The sequence below is a fragment of the Flavobacterium sp. CBA20B-1 genome (assembly GCF_028473145.1).
GTDB lineage: Bacteria > Bacteroidota > Bacteroidia > Flavobacteriales > Flavobacteriaceae > Flavobacterium.
The window spans coordinates 1016797-1032237 of sequence record NZ_CP092370.1 but is presented as its reverse complement, the minus strand read 5'-3'; the positions used below and the strand labels follow the sequence as shown (position 1 = coordinate 1032237).

The 15441-nt window shown below is 35.3% G+C and carries 13 protein-coding genes and 1 tRNA gene; 7 read left to right on the top strand and 7 right to left on the bottom strand.

What is annotated here, in order from left to right:
* Nucleotides 1-4: 4 nt before the first annotated feature.
* Nucleotides 5-613 carry a TetR/AcrR family transcriptional regulator gene (locus MG290_RS05190; protein ID WP_264562807.1) on the bottom strand — a complete coding sequence of 203 codons (609 nt, stop codon included), beginning with the start codon at nucleotides 611-613 and terminating at the stop codon, nucleotides 5-7.
* A 135-nt stretch (nucleotides 614-748) separates the two neighbouring features.
* Between MG290_RS05190 and MG290_RS05185 the strand changes: the two genes are divergently transcribed.
* Nucleotides 749-1720, top strand: coding sequence for a polyprenyl synthetase family protein (locus MG290_RS05185; RefSeq protein ID WP_264562806.1), 972 nt, complete (start codon nucleotides 749-751; stop codon nucleotides 1718-1720).
* A gap of 40 nt (nucleotides 1721-1760) precedes the next feature.
* Here the strand turns inward: MG290_RS05185 and MG290_RS05180 are convergent, their stop codons facing one another.
* Nucleotides 1761-2294, bottom strand: a complete 534-nt coding sequence (locus MG290_RS05180; protein ID WP_264562805.1) for a hypothetical protein — start codon at nucleotides 2292-2294, stop codon at nucleotides 1761-1763.
* A 337-nt stretch (nucleotides 2295-2631) separates the two neighbouring features.
* Between MG290_RS05180 and MG290_RS05175 the strand changes: the two genes are divergently transcribed.
* The 3 genes from MG290_RS05175 to dcm all read left to right on the top strand — a co-directional run bounded on the left by MG290_RS05175 (nucleotide 2632) and on the right by dcm (nucleotide 8019).
* The gene (locus MG290_RS05175) at nucleotides 2632-5397 is read left to right on the top strand and encodes a 2-oxoglutarate dehydrogenase E1 component (RefSeq protein ID WP_264562804.1); all 2766 of its coding nucleotides are present in this window, start codon (nucleotides 2632-2634) and stop codon (nucleotides 5395-5397) included.
* 46 nt (nucleotides 5398-5443) lie between these two features.
* Nucleotides 5444-6673: a 2-oxoglutarate dehydrogenase complex dihydrolipoyllysine-residue succinyltransferase gene (odhB, locus tag MG290_RS05170; RefSeq protein ID WP_264562803.1), complete on the top strand. Its 1230-nt coding sequence runs from the start codon at nucleotides 5444-5446 to the stop codon at nucleotides 6671-6673.
* 107 nt (nucleotides 6674-6780) lie between these two features.
* Complete coding sequence (gene dcm / locus MG290_RS05165) at nucleotides 6781-8019, top strand: DNA (cytosine-5-)-methyltransferase (RefSeq protein WP_413614617.1); 1239 nt, start codon at nucleotides 6781-6783, stop codon at nucleotides 8017-8019.
* Here the strand turns inward: dcm and MG290_RS05160 are convergent.
* Nucleotides 7995-8759 (bottom strand): Eco47II family restriction endonuclease, encoded by a 765-nt coding sequence (locus MG290_RS05160; RefSeq protein WP_264562802.1) that lies wholly within the window; start codon nucleotides 8757-8759, stop codon nucleotides 7995-7997. The genes dcm and MG290_RS05160 overlap by 25 nt on opposite strands.
* Nucleotides 8760-8838: 79 nt before the next feature.
* The gene (locus MG290_RS05155) at nucleotides 8839-9303 is read right to left on the bottom strand and encodes a hypothetical protein (RefSeq protein ID WP_264562801.1); all 465 of its coding nucleotides are present in this window, start codon (nucleotides 9301-9303) and stop codon (nucleotides 8839-8841) included.
* An 80-nt stretch (nucleotides 9304-9383) separates the two neighbouring features.
* Here MG290_RS05155 and MG290_RS05150 point away from each other — a divergent pair, with 80 nt between their 5' ends.
* From MG290_RS05150 to dgt, 3 genes are read left to right on the top strand one after another with little or no spacing between them, the layout of a single operon-like run.
* Complete coding sequence (locus tag MG290_RS05150) at nucleotides 9384-10601, top strand: TCR/Tet family MFS transporter (RefSeq protein ID WP_264562800.1); 1218 nt, start codon at nucleotides 9384-9386, stop codon at nucleotides 10599-10601.
* Nucleotides 10602-11297, top strand: coding sequence for an AAA family ATPase (locus tag MG290_RS05145; RefSeq protein ID WP_264562799.1), 696 nt, complete (start codon nucleotides 10602-10604; stop codon nucleotides 11295-11297).
* 19 nt (nucleotides 11298-11316) lie between these two features.
* Nucleotides 11317-12648, top strand: coding sequence for a dGTP triphosphohydrolase (gene dgt, locus MG290_RS05140; protein ID WP_264563179.1), 1332 nt, complete (start codon nucleotides 11317-11319; stop codon nucleotides 12646-12648).
* A gap of 51 nt (nucleotides 12649-12699) precedes the next feature.
* Here dgt and MG290_RS05135 read toward each other — a convergent pair.
* From MG290_RS05135 to MG290_RS05125, 3 genes are all read right to left on the bottom strand, one after another.
* Nucleotides 12700-12784, bottom strand: a tRNA-Ser gene (locus MG290_RS05135).
* A 77-nt stretch (nucleotides 12785-12861) separates the two neighbouring features.
* Nucleotides 12862-13995 (bottom strand): 3,4-dihydroxy-2-butanone-4-phosphate synthase, encoded by a 1134-nt coding sequence (gene ribB / locus MG290_RS05130; RefSeq protein ID WP_264562798.1) that lies wholly within the window; start codon nucleotides 13993-13995, stop codon nucleotides 12862-12864.
* Nucleotides 13988-15439 carry an LptF/LptG family permease gene (locus MG290_RS05125; RefSeq protein WP_264562797.1) on the bottom strand — a complete coding sequence of 484 codons (1452 nt, stop codon included), beginning with the start codon at nucleotides 15437-15439 and terminating at the stop codon, nucleotides 13988-13990. The genes ribB and MG290_RS05125 overlap by 8 nt, the downstream gene beginning before the upstream one ends.
* Between the last annotated feature and the right edge of the window lie 2 nt (nucleotides 15440-15441).

Sequence of the window (15441 nt, the reverse complement as noted above, 5' to 3'; positions counted from 1 at the left end):
GTATTTATGATTTTTGTAATAATTGTTCTAATATTTCTAATCCTTTTGGGGTTGCAATTCCCCTTATGTGGTATTCTAAAAACTTGTAGTTTAGCTCGTCTATAGATTGTGTGCTTTGCAGGTTTATAAACATTTCATCGTTAAAAAATGCGGTAGAACTCGCAAAAAAGATTTTTCCAACAAAATCAATATCAATATCATTTCGGTAATACCCTTGTGCCACACCATCGCGCAGGTTTCTCAAAATCGTGAAATCATAGTTTTCATGTTTCTTTTTTTGGATGCGTTCTGCCAGTTTTGGGTAATATTTGTTAAATTGATAAATGGTGCTTGCTTTTACGTTTCCGCCAAACAAATCGGCAATGCAGTTTTTCATGGCAAAATGTTCATGAATGGGCGTTTCGCAATTTCCTGCAATGCTATTCATTCTGTTTGTAGCCGATTCAAACACATAATCTACCGTTGCTTTTACCAAATCATTTTTAGATGAAAAATGTTGGTAAATTGTTTTTTTTGATATTCCCAACTCCTTAGCAATATCATCCATAGTGACCGATTTAAAGCCGTTTTTGGTGAATAATTCTAAAGATTTTTTTAATACAGTCTCTTTCATTCGTTCAAAAAAATTTTGGCAAAGATAGAAAGGAAACTTTAAGTACAAAAAAAGTTTCCAAAGTTTTTTAAAAAATTTTATTTAGTAGATTAATTAGTTTACATTTGTAAGCGCGAATCGAAGTTGATCCACTATATGAATAATTTCATTGATTATAAAAACACTGTTGCCGAATATATCAACCAAGTAAACTTTAGCAAAGAACCTAAAGAGCTTTATGAGCCTATAGCCTATATTGCCAATTTGGGCGGTAAGCGCTTGCGACCAATACTTACCCTTTTCTCTGCAGAGATTTTCGGAGCTGCTCCAAAAGATGCCATTCATGCGGCAATTGCGATAGAAATGTTTCACAATTTTTCGTTGATACACGATGATATTATGGATGATGCTCCGTTGCGACGAGGAAAGGAAACCGTGCATGAAAAATGGGACTTAAACACCGGGATTTTATCAGGAGATGCCATGTTGATTTTGGCTTATCAATATTTTGAAAACTATCCACCGCCTATTTTTAAAGACTTAGCAAAACTTTTTAGCAAAACGGCTTTACAAGTTTGTGAAGGGCAGCAATTAGATATTAATTTTGAAACCCGGAACAATGTTAGTATTTCTGAGTATATCAAAATGATAGAATACAAAACAGCTGTTTTGGTGGGAGCTGCATTAGAAATGGGAGCTATTGTAGCAAAATCTTCAGATAGTAATAAAAGAGCGATTTATAATTTTGGTCGCGACTTGGGAATTGCTTTTCAGCTACAAGATGATTATTTAGATGCTTTTGGCGATACTGCCACTTTTGGCAAGCAAATCGGTGGTGATATTTTAGAAAACAAAAAAACCTATTTGTATCTGAAAGCGCTTGAAAACGGAACAGATGAGCAAAAAGAACAGCTTTTAAAGTGGTTTACAGATAAAGAAGGTAGCCAAGAAAAGATAGCAGCCGTTAAGGATTTGTTTGAAAAAACACAAGCAACCACTGATACGCAGCAGTTAATTGAAACATATACCCAAAAAGCTTTGTTGCAATTAGAAACCTTAGAAATTCCAGAACATTTCAAAAAAGAATTAAAAGGATTTGCCTTGGCTTTAATGAGCAGAAAAGTATAAATAAAAAATCTGAAACATTTACGTTTCAGATTTTTTTTATCTAGAAGAACACTCTTATAAAAGGCATCCAAGCTTGGTTGTAAACCAAATCATTTTCATTATACAAAATATTGTAGCGCACACCAACAGTAACATTTTGAGTCGTGTAACCGGCACCTAAAAACAAAGCGGTGTTCCAAAAGTTTTGAGCTATTTTGCTAGATCCGCCGAAATCTTGCCACAGCGTATTATTTACACGCAACTGTTCTAACTCTGCTGAAAGCTGAATCATTTCTGCCGGACTATAAATTCCCAGAATATTCGCACCGTAAGAAGTACTTTCGTAAAAACCTTTCGAACGCAAATAATTAAACTGTAATCCCAAACCAGCCGAAAATTGTTCTGTAATTGGTTTTAAAGCCATAGGCGAAACTGCAATATTGGTAAAACCACTGCCAAAGCCCACGCCCAATCCACCACCAAACTGCACATCGCTAAAAAAATTCGTTTTTTTTGGTTGATACGTATCTTGCTGTGCAAATAAATTAAAAGTAGCTAGCAAACAAAAGCTTACTCCGTAAATGATTTTTTTCATGTTTTTAGTATTTTTGCTAAGATATTAAATATTCAGTTAAAACATTCTTAACGCTAAAAAATACATGATTTGTTTTAGCAGAAGTGTTTTTTTGAATTATATATTTTTAAAAATTAAAAGCAATTAAAGATGTTTTTTAGCAAATTAATAAAAAAAATCTTTTAAAAAACGATATTGTTAATATTTAAGTAAATTCACCCCAAAATGGAATAACACAAACGTACTATAAGTTGAAAATTAAATGATAAAACTGTACTAAATATTATATTATTAATGGAAACTATTGTATTTTTGTGAAAATTTTTTAACGAAAAAAAAGAGTCATTAGACAAATATTATGGATAGGTTTTCCTTTTTAAACGCTGCACATACCACATTCTTTGCAGATTTATACGATCAGTACCTAACAAACCCTGATAGTGTAGAGCCAAGTTGGAGAAGTTTTTTTCAAGGCTTCGATTTTGCAAATGAATACAATGGCAGCCCGGTAGAACAATTATCAAATGCATACCAAGGTTCTGGCGAATCTGCAGCAATTGCTGAAACGGTTAAAAAAGAATTTGCAGTTCTAAGATTAATAGACGCATACCGCACCCATGGGCATTTAGTAACCAAAACAAATCCTTTATTAGAGAAAACAGGCGAAGCTCCTGATTTCTCCATCGAAAAATTTGGTCTTACACAAGCCGATTTAAACGTAACTTTCGATGCTGCAAAAAGCATTCACTTAGAAAAAAGTACGTTGCAGCAAATCATAGATCACTTGAAAAATACATATTGCACCACAATTGGTATTGAATATATGTATATTCCAAATGAAGAAAAAGTGCAATGGATTGCAAAATATGTAGAATCTAAAGTTTCCGATTTAAATACCGATCAACAAAAACATATTTTAGAAAAATTAGTAGAGGCATCTGCATTCGAAAATTTCTTTCACACCAAATATGTGGGGCAAAAACGCTTCTCATTAGAAGGGTTAGAAGCTACTATACCTGCAATAGACGCAATGATTGATGCAGCCGGAACTGCTGGAGTAGAAGATGTGGTAATAGGAATGGCACACCGCGGCCGTTTGAATATTTTGGCAAATATTATGCAAAAGCCGCCCAAGAAAATTTTTACTGAATTTGATGGAAAAGATTATGCCGATGTTGCCGATACATTCGATGGCGATGTGAAATACCATTTAGGATACACCTCCGAACGCGAAACCCGTTCGGGTAAAAAAATTATATTGAATTTAGCACCCAACCCATCGCATTTAGAAACCGTTGGAGCTGTGATAGAAGGTGTGGTTCGTGCCAAACAAGACAAAGTATATCCAAACGATTTTTCAAAAGTATTGCCAATAGCTTTGCATGGTGATGCAGCTGTTGCAGGTCAGGGCATTGTGTACGAAATTGTGCAAATGAGTAAATTGCGTGCTTACCAAACCGCAGGAACCATTCATTTGGTGTTGAACAATCAAGTAGGTTTTACAACCAGCTATAAAGATGCACGCTCGGGCGTTTATGCAACCGATGTAGCAAAAGTAGTGTCTGCACCCGTTGTACATGTAAATGCCGATGATCCCGAAGCAGCAGTAAAAGCAATGTTGTTTGCATTGGCATACAGAATGGAGTTTAAAGAGGATGTTTTTGTAGATTTAGTTGGATACAGAAAATACGGTCATAACGAAGGAGATGAACCTCGTTTCACACAGCCTATTCTCTACAAATTAATCTCTAAACACCAAAATGCACGCAATATCTACAATGCGCAACTTGTTGAAAATAAAATCATTGATAGTTCTTATGTGGATCATTTAGAAGAAAAGTACAAAGCCGTTTTAGAAGAAAATTTGGCCGAAGCTAAAGCAACCGATAAAGCAGTAGTTATACCTTTCATGGAAAAAGAGTGGGAAGGATATCATATTGCAGATGTTCATCGCATGTTGCAAAGTTATGACACAAAGGTTTCTCGTGAAATGTTAGACGATATTGCACCTGCATTAACTGCCTTGCCATCAAACAAGAAATTTATCAATAAAGTATCCAAACTAATAAAAGACCGCTACAATATGTACTATGAAACCAATCGTTTAGATTGGGCTATGGGCGAATTATTGGCCTATGGAACATTAATTTCAGAAGGATATGACGTGCGTTTTTCAGGGCAAGATGTGCAGCGTGGTACGTTTTCGCACCGCCATGCTGTTGTGAAAACCGAAGACACAGAATATGAATATGTACCATTAAACAATATTAAATCACAAAACGGTCAAATGCGCATCTATAACTCGCATTTATCAGAATACGCCGTTTTAGGTTTTGAGTATGGATACGCCATGGCAAATCCAAAAGCTTTAACCATTTGGGAAGCACAATTTGGAGATTTCTCTAACGGGGCCCAAATCATGATCGACCAATACATATCGGCAGGTGAAGACAAATGGGGCAACCAAAATGGAATTGTAATGTTGCTACCTCACGGCTATGAGCACCAAGGCGCAGAACATTCATCTGCTCGTTTAGAACGTTATTTACAACTATGTGCAAACCATAATATGTATGTAGCAAACTGCACAACGCCAGCAAATCATTTTCACATGTTGCGCAGACAAATGGTAACCGATTTTAGAAAACCATTAGTTGTAATGTCGCCCAAATCGTTGTTGAGACATCCAGATGCCACATCTACCATAGAAGAATTAACCAATGGATCGTTTCAAACCATAATAGATGATCCAAAAGTGGAAGAAAAATCATTGGTGAAAACATTGGTATTTGTTTCTGGAAAATTCTATTACGATTTACAAACAGAGAAAGAAAATTTAGGTCGAAAAGATGTAGCATTTGTTCGTTTAGAGCAATTGTTCCCATTGGATAACGACAAATTAAAAGAAATAATTTCTTCTTACCCGAATGTAGAGGATTATGTTTGGGCGCAAGAAGAACCTAAAAACATGGGTGCTTATGGTTATATGCTGATGAATTTTGATTTGGTGAAATTCCGTTTGGCAGCACCAGCAGCATCGGCAGCACCAGCAGCAGGTTCATCTGTTCGATCTAAAGCAAGATATGCACGTGCAATTGCCAAAGTATTCGATAAAAATTTATAATTTTAGAACGTATTTTAAATAACAACAATATTAAATTAATATACTGATGAGTATCTTAGAAATGAAAGTTCCTTCGCCAGGAGAGTCAATCACAGAAGTGGAAATTGCTACTTGGTTAGTAAAAGACGGAGACTATGTAGAGAAAGACCAAGCAATTGCTGAGGTTGATTCGGACAAAGCAACTTTAGAATTACCTGCAGAAGCAAGCGGAATCATTACGTTGAAAGCCGAAGAAGGCGACGCGGTGGCAGTTGGTCAGGTAGTTTGTTTGATCGATACAAGTGCTGAAAAACCATCGGGCAGTGGCAATACAGCGACAGAAGCTCCAAAAGCAGAAGAGAAGAAAGAAGAAATAAAAGCAGCACCCGCAAAAGCAGAACCAAATGCTGCGGCAACTTACGCAACAGGTTCGGCATCGCCAGCTGCTAAAAAAATATTAGACGAAAAGAACATCGATGCCACAGCTATCCAAGGCACTGGTAAAGACGGACGTGTAACCAAAGAAGATGCTTTGAACGCAGTACCATCGATGGGAACACCGACGGGCGGACCTCGCGGAACCGAACGTAAAAAAATGTCGATGCTTCGTAGAAAAGTAGCTGAACGTTTGGTGGAAGCTAAAAACACTACTGCAATGTTAACTACTTTCAATGAAGTGAACCTAACAGAAGTGAACAAGTTGCGCACCGAGTTTAAAGATGCTTTTAAAGCAAAACACAATGTGTCGTTAGGATATATGTCGTTTTTCACAAAAGCAGTAACCCGTGCGTTGGCATTATACCCAGATGTAAACTCAATGATCGATGGTCAAGATCAAATTAAATTCGATTTTGCCGATATTTCCATTGCAGTTTCTGGTCCAAAAGGATTGATGGTTCCGGTTGTTCGCAACGCAGAATTATTATCGTTCCGTGGGGTAGAAGCTGAAATTAAACGTTTGGCAACAAGAGCACGTGACGGACAAATTACGGTTGACGAAATGACCGGCGGAACATTTACAATTACCAACGGTGGTGTATTTGGTTCTATGTTGTCCACACCAATTATCAACCCGCCACAATCAGGTATTTTAGGAATGCACAATATCATTGAACGCCCGGTTGCAGTAAACGGACAAGTAGTTATTGCGCCAATGATGTACATTGCATTATCTTATGACCACAGAATTATCGATGGTCGCGAGTCAGTTGGTTTCTTAGTGGCTGTTAAAGAGGCTTTAGAAAGCCCAATGGAATTGTTAATGAACAATGATCCTAAAAAAGCATTAGAGTTATAATATTTTATTGTTTTTATATTGTTAAAAGTCTTTCCGGAAGGGAAGGCTTTTTTTTGAAAAAATAATTATATATTTGTAACCAATGTCTAATGTTGTATAATTTGGTTATGATTGAATATTTAACTATTTCGGAAACAGCAAAATTACTAAATAAAAGTACTAAAACCCTGCGTCGTTGGGATGAAGAAGGTAAGCTTATTGCGGTTCGTGAACCAATGAGCAATTATAGAGTTTATCGAAGAAGAGAAGTAGAGAATTTGTTTGCAGAGTTTCTAAAATCTGATTTTGAAGAAACAGTATCAAATTTTGTTTTACCAGAGAGAGAATATAAAGTGTTAGAACTTTTTGCAGGTGCAGGAGGCTTAGCAGTTGGTATGGAAAAAGCTGGTCTGAAATGTGTAGCTCTAAACGAAATAGATAGACATGCTTGTGAAACTTTAAGAAAAAATCGTCCGAACTGGAATGTTTTGGAAGGGGATATTAGAAATTTTGATTTTACCGAATACCATAATCAAATTGATGTGGTTACAGGTGGATTTCCTTGTCAAGCATTCAGTTATGCAGGGAAAAGATTAGGTCTGGAAGATGCTAGAGGAACGCTATTTTATGAGTTTGCACGTGTTGTCAAAGAGGTGAATCCTCCAATTTGTATAGGTGAAAATGTGAAAGGTCTTTTAAATCATGATAATGGAAAAACATTGAAAGGAATGATTTCTGTTTTGGATGAGATTGGGTATAAAGTAGTCGCTCCTGAAATATTAAAGGCGTTAAATTATAAAGTTCCGCAGAAAAGAGAACGTTTAATTTTGGTTGGAATTAGAAAAGATATCAACGTAAACTATGATTATCCGAAACCGTATAGAAAAATTTATAATTTAGAAGATGCACTTAAAAAAGGGGAGTTGTTTGATTCAAATGTTCCGAAATCTATTGGCGCTAAATATCCTGAAAGCAAAAAAAAGGTTTTAGACTTAGTCCCACCAAAAGGTTATTGGCGTGATTTACCTATTGAACTGCAAAAAGATTTTATGGGTGCAAGTTTTTATTTAGGAGGAGGAAAAACAGGTATGGCAAGAAGGATTGGTTGGGACGAACCTTGTCTTACGTTAACATGTAGTCCTGCTCAAAAGCAAACAGAACGCTGTCATCCAGATGAAACACGACCTTTTACAGTTCGAGAATATGCTAGGATTCAAACATTTCCTGATAATTGGGAATTTGCTGGTCCAATGGCACAGCAATATAAGCAAATTGGAAATGCAGTTCCCGTTAATTTAGCATGCGAGGTTGCTTATTCAATCATTCATTTTTTGAATAGATATTATAGCTTATCAAATCCTAAATAATAGTTGTAATTTTCAAAAGTTATTTGATTGAGTATAGAACGTCTAGATTTTTCGGTTTCAGCAGTTATTTCTTCTAAAGCCGAATGTTCTTTGATATTGCTTTCTTCTTCGAGTGATTTTAAATAGTCATCAATTGCTTGTGGTAGCACCTTGTATAATTGAAATAGAGCATCACTTTCTCCTGTAAGCAAGGCGTAAAATTGATCACCCGAAATTTTGAACACTCTAGAATGGCTGTATTCTTTTCCATTAATATCACCTTTCCAATGTTCATTAAAGCTACCTTTGGCTAATATTTGAACCCAATAACATTTAGCTTTTTTGTAATCATCTGCATAGCGAGATAATTTCTGAAATAAAGCTTCCGACGAACTACTGTTCATTGTGTTGTGCTTATTTTTAATATCAGCAAACAATGTATCATCACTTGCTTTTATATCGAAACCACTCAAATTCCCAAGTTCAAAACCATTAATTCCACCTAAAACTTGTTCATGAAAAGTTCCTATTGAATTATTGATAGATTTATCAATTTGACGAAGCATTTCAGTTTGTATTAAATCATCTTCGCTAATATCATTAAATTTTGCATCGAATGTAAGTTTTATTGTATCAATTTTATTATTGTAAAAACTTTTTTTAGAAATTTTATTTTTCGATTTTAGATACGATTGATGTAAATTTTCTATACAATTTAATAAATGTTCGTCGGATATAAAGTTTACATATTTGTTTTTCATAAATCTTTTAATGTTACAGTGCTAAAATAGCCATTTTTTTATGAAAATAAATGTTTAATTGATGAATGTTATTTTTTTATCACAAGTGCTTATATATCAATGATTTATTCTCATCATTCATCAATATTTCTTCATTCGTAAAAGCATCAATATAGTTAAACTGCGAACATTCCAAACAAACTTTAAAAATTCCTATGGTTTTATTTTGCTTCTTTAGAATTAAAAAGTCCCGATAAATGGGCAAACATTTACTGTTGTCGATTGTGTTTTGGTTTGATGTCAACACTTGTTTCACTTTTTTGGCACTAGATTTATCAACCAAAGATCTTACAAAACCTAATTCTGTCAATTGATTAATAACCAAGGTGTCAGCAATAGTTTCAATACCTTTTCCAGATAAAATAGCAGTTAGTTCCTTTTTATTAGCAGCCAAAGAATCAACCTTATAATGAATTAATTCATCAAAATTAACAACCGATATCGGTTTTTTGTTACAAGAGATAAAGCATAAAAACAACCATAAAAATGCCACAGATTTCACCATAAATTATACATACTTTTAAAACACTAATTTATAAAAAAACCGAAGCTATTTCGTAGATTTGTTTTCTTAATAAAAAAAGTATGGGCTCTAAAAAGTCAGCTGCAATAGGTTTTATATTTATTACCATGTTAATTGATATTATTGGTATTGGTATTATTATTCCGGTAATTCCCAAATTATTACAAGAATTAAATCATTCCGATATTAGCGAAGCCGCACAGTTAGGTGGCTGGTTGGCATTTGCATACGCTTTCACGCAGTTTTTGTGTGCCCCACTCATGGGCAGTTTATCCGATCGATATGGAAGACGCCCTATTTTGTTGATCTCTTTAATGGCATTTGCAGTAGATTACTTAGTTTTGGCGTTAGCGCCTAGCGTTCCATGGCTTTTTGTAGGAAGAATTGTAGCCGGAATAACCGGAGCAAGCATCTCTACCGCAATGGCCTACATATCCGATGTAAGTACACCCGAAAATAAAGCCAAAAATTTTGGTTTGGTTGGGGCTGCGTTCGGAATTGGCTTTATCATTGGTCCGGTAATTGGTGGTTTGCTAGGGCAGTTTGGTTCACGCGTTCCGTTTTATGCTGCTGCGGCTTTGTGTTTTGTGAATTTTGTGTATGGATATTTTGTGCTACCTGAATCATTACAACCCGATAAGCGTAGAAGTTTTGAATGGAAAGCTGCCAACCCAGTTGGCTCTTTATTGCGCCTAAAAAAATTCCCGAATATTATTGGCCTAGTAGCTGCCATGTTTTTTATGTATTTTGCATCGCATGCCGTTCACGGAAATTGGAGTTTTTATACCATGTATCGATACAACTGGGACGAACGCATGGTGGGTATTTCACTAGGCGTTATTGGTTTGTTGGTTGCTATTGTGCAAGGTGGTTTGGTGCGATACATTAACCCACGTATTGGCAATGGGAAAAGTATTTTATTAGGCTATTCGATAAACTGTTTGGGTTTAATTTTAATTGCATTTGCATCAAAAGAATGGATGGTTTTTGTGTTTTTAATTCCTTATTGTTTAGGTGGATTAGCCGGTCCAGCCATTCAATCAGAAATTACCAATCACGTGCCACCAAACGAGCAAGGGCAAATTCAAGGAACATTGGCAAGCTTAAACAGTGCTACAGCTACATTTGGACCGTTGGTTATGACCAGTATTTTTTATTATTTTACGCACGATTCGGCTCCGTTTATCTTTCCGGGTGCACCCTTTGTTTTGGCATCTATTTTAATGCTATTCGCTTTTAGAATGGCATTTAAAGGTTTAAAGAAAACACAAACTATATAAATGAGTACTTTTTATTATATTGATAGAAGCAATGTTACGTTTGAAGATTTCATTGCATCGGCTGAAATTAAAAGTCATTTAATGGCGTTTTTGCATGAGCAACAGTTTAAAAATTTGTTTGATCAATACAAAATACCTATATCGAACAAATTGTTGTTGTATGGCGACAGCGGTACAGGAAAAACCATGACAGCTAAAGTGATTGCCAATCATTTAAACAAAAAACTAATGATTGTAAATTTGGCAACCATTATTTCATCGAAATTAGGTGAAACAGCTAAAAATTTAGATGCGTTGTTCAAAGAATCGCAGTATGAAAGTATGGTTTTGTTGTTAGATGAATTTGATTCGTTAGGACAAATTCGCGATTACGATAACAAAGACAATTCAGAAATGAAACGCGTGGTAAATGCCATTATTCAATTAATGGATTATTTTCCGCAGAAATCGATTTTGATTGCAGCAACCAATCAAGTACAGATGATTGATGAAGCTTTGAAACGCAGATTTGAATGGCAAATTTCCTACGAAAAACCATCAAACGAATTATTAGATGATTTGTACGATACTCTTAAAGTTTCGATACCAGAGAAATATCATCCCCAAAAACGTTTGTATCAAGTATCGTATGCGCAGGCAAAAGACGATTTTTACAAACAAGTAAAGCAAAATATTATAAACGAACAATTGTCTTAACAAAATGACAAATACGATAATGAACTGGAAGCAGTTACTTTCATTAAAAAAATTTGGCGATACAAACGTTCGCGAACGCAAAAACGAGAATCCTTCACGTATTGGTTTTGAAGTAGATTACGACCGCATTATTTTCTCGAACGCTTTTCGCAGTTTGCAAGATAAAACGCAGGTAATTCCGCTATCAAAAACCGATTTTGTACACACTCGATTAACGCATAGTTTAGAAGTTTCGGTTGTTGGCAGGTCTATCGGTCGATTGGCAGGCGACCAAATCATTAATAAATATCCTGAGTTAAGTGATTTAGGTTATACTATAAACGATTTCGGAGCCATAGTTGCCGCAGCTTGTTTGTGTCATGATATTGGAAATCCACCGTTTGGTCATTCAGGAGAAAAGGCTATTGGCGACTTTTTTAAACACGGAGCTGGTGAACAATTTCGATTGGATCTAGAACCTGCCCAATGGCAAGATTTAATTGATTTTGAAGGAAATGCCAATGGTTTTCATATTTTAACCGATTCGCGTCCGGGAGCAGAAGGCGGTTTGCGCATTTCGTATGCCACTTTGGGTGCGTTTATGAAATATCCAAAGGAAAGTCTTCCAAAAAAGCCAACCAACGAAATTTCTGATAAAAAATACGGATTTTTTCAAGCCGATAAATCAAGCTTTTTAGACATTGCCAATACGCTTGGTTTGTTGAAAAGAGAAGGGGAGCGGTTGCGCTATTTTCGCCATCCATTGACTTATTTAGTAGAAGCCGCAGATGATATTTGCTATACCATTATTGATTTTGAAGACGGAATAAACTTAGGCTGGATTCCTGAAGAGCACGCGTTGGAATTTTTAATAAAGATTGTAAAAGACAATATCAACTCGGTAAAATATGCACAGTTAAAAACCAAAGCAGAGCGTGTAAGTTATTTGCGTGCGTTGGCAATTGGCAGTTTAATAAACGATGTGGTGCGTGTGTTTATGGAAAACGAGGATGAAATCTTAAAAGGAAATTTCCCGTTTGCATTAACCGATAAATGTGCCTATGTAGCCCAAATGAAAGATATCATCACTATAAGTATTTCCAATGTGTATGAAAGCAAAGAGGTGGTAGAAAAAGAAGTGGTGGGATACAAAGTTTTGCATACATTGTTAGAAAAATTCATCGCTGCCACCAATAATAAATATAATGGCACAACCACTCATTTTGATGAACTTATTTTGAAATTGTTACCCGAACAATATCAAACTGAAAATGAAAGTTTGTATTTACGTTTATTAAATGTATGCAGATTTATTTCGTTACTAACAGATGGCAAAGCATTAGAATTGTATCATTCTATCGTGGGTAGGTGAGGTATAGATATATAATTAAAAAGGGTTTTCATTAAGAAAACCCTTTTTTTGCGGAGAAAGAGGGATTCGAACCCCCGGACCTGTTACAGTCAACAGTTTTCAAGACTGCCGCATTCGACCACTCTGCCATTTCTCCAAAAAATGATTGCTCATTTTCAGTGGTGCAAATATAAAATGATTTTTTAATTCTGCAAAAACAATTCTCTAAAAAATCTAAAAATTAATATAATCTACAATTTCTAAACCGTAGCCCACCATACCAACACGTTTACTGTGTTCAGAATTACTCATCAATTTAATTTTAGTGATGTTTAAATCGTGCAAAATTTGGGCTCCAATTCCAAAATCTTTGGTGTCCATTTGAATTTTAGGTGCTTTAACAATTCCCTTGGTTTCGGCTTGCAGCTCTTTTAATTCGTTTAAACGTTTCAATAAATCTAAGGTGTTGTATTCTTGATTGATAAACAAAACAGCCCCTTTGCCTTCTTTATCAATAGCCTGAAACATCAATTCTAACTTTTCTTCTGGGTTATTGGTTAAGTTGCCCAAAATATCATTGTTTACTTGCGAAGAATTAATGCGTGTTAAAACGGCATCGCCTGTATTCCAAATGCCTTTAGTTAGTGCAATGTGTACTTGTTTATTGGTTACTTGCAAGTAAGCTCGTAAACGAAATGTGCCAAATTTTGTTTGTATGTCAAAATCTTCTTTTTTCTGAATCAAACTGTCGTGCTTCATGCGATAGGCCACTAAATCTTCAATAGAAATAAGTTTCATATCAAATTTTTTGGCAACTTCCATTAGTTCTGGTAAGCGTGCCATGGATCCGTCTTCGTTTAAAATTTCTACTAAAATTCCTGCGGGTTTAAAACCTGCTAATCGAGCTAAATCTACTGCAGCTTCTGTGTGTCCGGTTCTTCTTAAAACGCCGCCTTCCTTTGCGATTAATGGAAAAATGTGTCCTGGGCGGCCTAAATCTTCTGGCTTGGTTTCATCTTTCACTAAAAACTCGATGGTTTTTGATCGGTCGTGGGCAGAAATTCCGGTTGTGCAACCATGACCAATTAAATCAACAGAAACCGTGAACGCTGTTTGGTGCAAAACGGTGTTGTTGGTTACCATTGGGTGCAGGTCTAATTCTTTACAGCGTTTTTGTGTAAGCGGTGCACAAATTAATCCCCGACCGTGTGTTGCCATAAAATTGATCATTTCTGGGGTAACTTTTTCGGCAGCTGCTATAAAATCGCCTTCGTTTTCGCGGTCTTCATCGTCAACCACAATAATAATTTTTCCTTGGCGAATATCTTCTATAGCTTCTTCAATCGTATTTAGTTTTATATCAGACATTTTCGATATTGTTTTGTTTCTTTTTAAACTTTGTTTTTAAATAATTCGTAAGTGGATACAGCAGGTTGTCTATGCTATTTATACCACGGTCACGAGTGGCTTTGTATGTAAATGTAATAGCCATGGGAAGTAAAATTAGGGTAGATAACCATGCACCAAAAAAAGGTGTAATTCCGTTTTCTTGAGCTAATTTTTTTCCAAATGTATTAATGAAATGATAGGTAATAAAAATTAAAACAGCAAAAACCATAGGCAATCCTAAACCGCCTTTTCTGATAATTGCACCCAAAGGCGCACCAATAAAAAACATTAATAAACACGAGAAAGCAATTACAAATTTTTCGTAAAGGGCAACCCAGTGGCGGTTTATGTGTTTTTCTTTTTCGTTTACTGCATTTTTATTGTTGGTGATATTGAATTTTATGTTTTCAGCAACAGCTACGGCATTGGAATATAAACTTATTTTTTGCGCATATTTTTTTTGCTTTAATAACGTATCTAAACGAATAGTTTTATAAGTGATTTCGGGTTCTTTTGGTGTGTTCGATAAAAACAAACGCGTATTTTCTTTGTCGGCATCTGCTTGAATTTTTATTTCGTTTTTAAGATTGTTATCTAACGAATCTATGGTGTAAGCAAGCTGCGAAATATTCATCATATTTGCTGTATTGGATATTTCTTGCAATTCTTCTTCCGATTTATCAAATTCTGAAACATCAATACTCATTATATAATGTTTGAAATCTGATTTAATAAAAGGTTCGTTTGATGAAGATCTGCGGGTAGTTACATCTTCATAATAATTGCCATCGAACAAATGCAGTTTTAAAATTGGGCTGTTTTCGTTGGTTTCAATTTTTCCGGTTTTTGCTTTTATAACGGTTTTGTTTTGACTGTTTTGTTGGTTGATAACATGCATGGTTACATTGCGAAGCTGCTCATCTTTCTCGCCATATTTTTCTTCTACCTTAATATTTAAAGCACCTAAACTGTTAAATTGTCCCGCAGAGATTGCCATAGCTGGTTTGGTATGAATGATATCTCTACGCATATTCACAAACTTAAATTCTGATTTTGGCGCCACATTGTTAATGAACCAAAACGATAGACCCGATAAAATAAAAATAAAGATGATTAAGGAACGCATGGCTCTTTGCAATGAAATTCCCGATGATTTCATGGCAGCAAACTCATAGTTTTCTGAAAAATCACCAAACGTCATGATAGAAGCCAATAAAACCGATAAAGGCAAAACCATCGGAATCATTTTTGGCGAATAGAAAAACAAAAACTTAAATATTGTAATAAAATCAAGGTCTTTACCGGCTAAATCACCAATAAAGACCCAAATTCCTTGTAAAACAAATATGAAAAACAAGATTGCAAATACCGAAAAAAATGTTTTTACAAAGCTTGTTAATATATAACGATCAAGTATTTTCACGT

Coding starts and splice junctions, on each gene's coding strand:
- odhB (WP_264562803.1), top strand. CDS start 5,444: ATGAGTATCTTAGAAATGAAAGTTCCTTCGCCAGGAGAGTCAATCACA.
- MG290_RS05175 (WP_264562804.1), top strand. CDS start 2,632: ATGGATAGGTTTTCCTTTTTAAACGCTGCACATACCACATTCTTTGCA.
- dcm (WP_413614617.1), top strand. CDS start 6,781: ATGATTGAATATTTAACTATTTCGGAAACAGCAAAATTACTAAATAAA.
- ribB (WP_264562798.1), bottom strand. CDS start 13,995: ATGTCTGATATAAAACTAAATACGATTGAAGAAGCTATAGAAGATATT.
- dgt (WP_264563179.1), top strand. CDS start 11,317: ATGAACTGGAAGCAGTTACTTTCATTAAAAAAATTTGGCGATACAAAC.
- MG290_RS05155 (WP_264562801.1), bottom strand. CDS start 9,303: ATGGTGAAATCTGTGGCATTTTTATGGTTGTTTTTATGCTTTATCTCT.
- MG290_RS05145 (WP_264562799.1), top strand. CDS start 10,602: ATGAGTACTTTTTATTATATTGATAGAAGCAATGTTACGTTTGAAGAT.
- MG290_RS05160 (WP_264562802.1), bottom strand. CDS start 8,759: ATGAAAAACAAATATGTAAACTTTATATCCGACGAACATTTATTAAAT.
- MG290_RS05180 (WP_264562805.1), bottom strand. CDS start 2,294: ATGAAAAAAATCATTTACGGAGTAAGCTTTTGTTTGCTAGCTACTTTT.
- MG290_RS05190 (WP_264562807.1), bottom strand. CDS start 613: ATGAAAGAGACTGTATTAAAAAAATCTTTAGAATTATTCACCAAAAAC.
- MG290_RS05185 (WP_264562806.1), top strand. CDS start 749: ATGAATAATTTCATTGATTATAAAAACACTGTTGCCGAATATATCAAC.
- MG290_RS05150 (WP_264562800.1), top strand. CDS start 9,384: ATGGGCTCTAAAAAGTCAGCTGCAATAGGTTTTATATTTATTACCATG.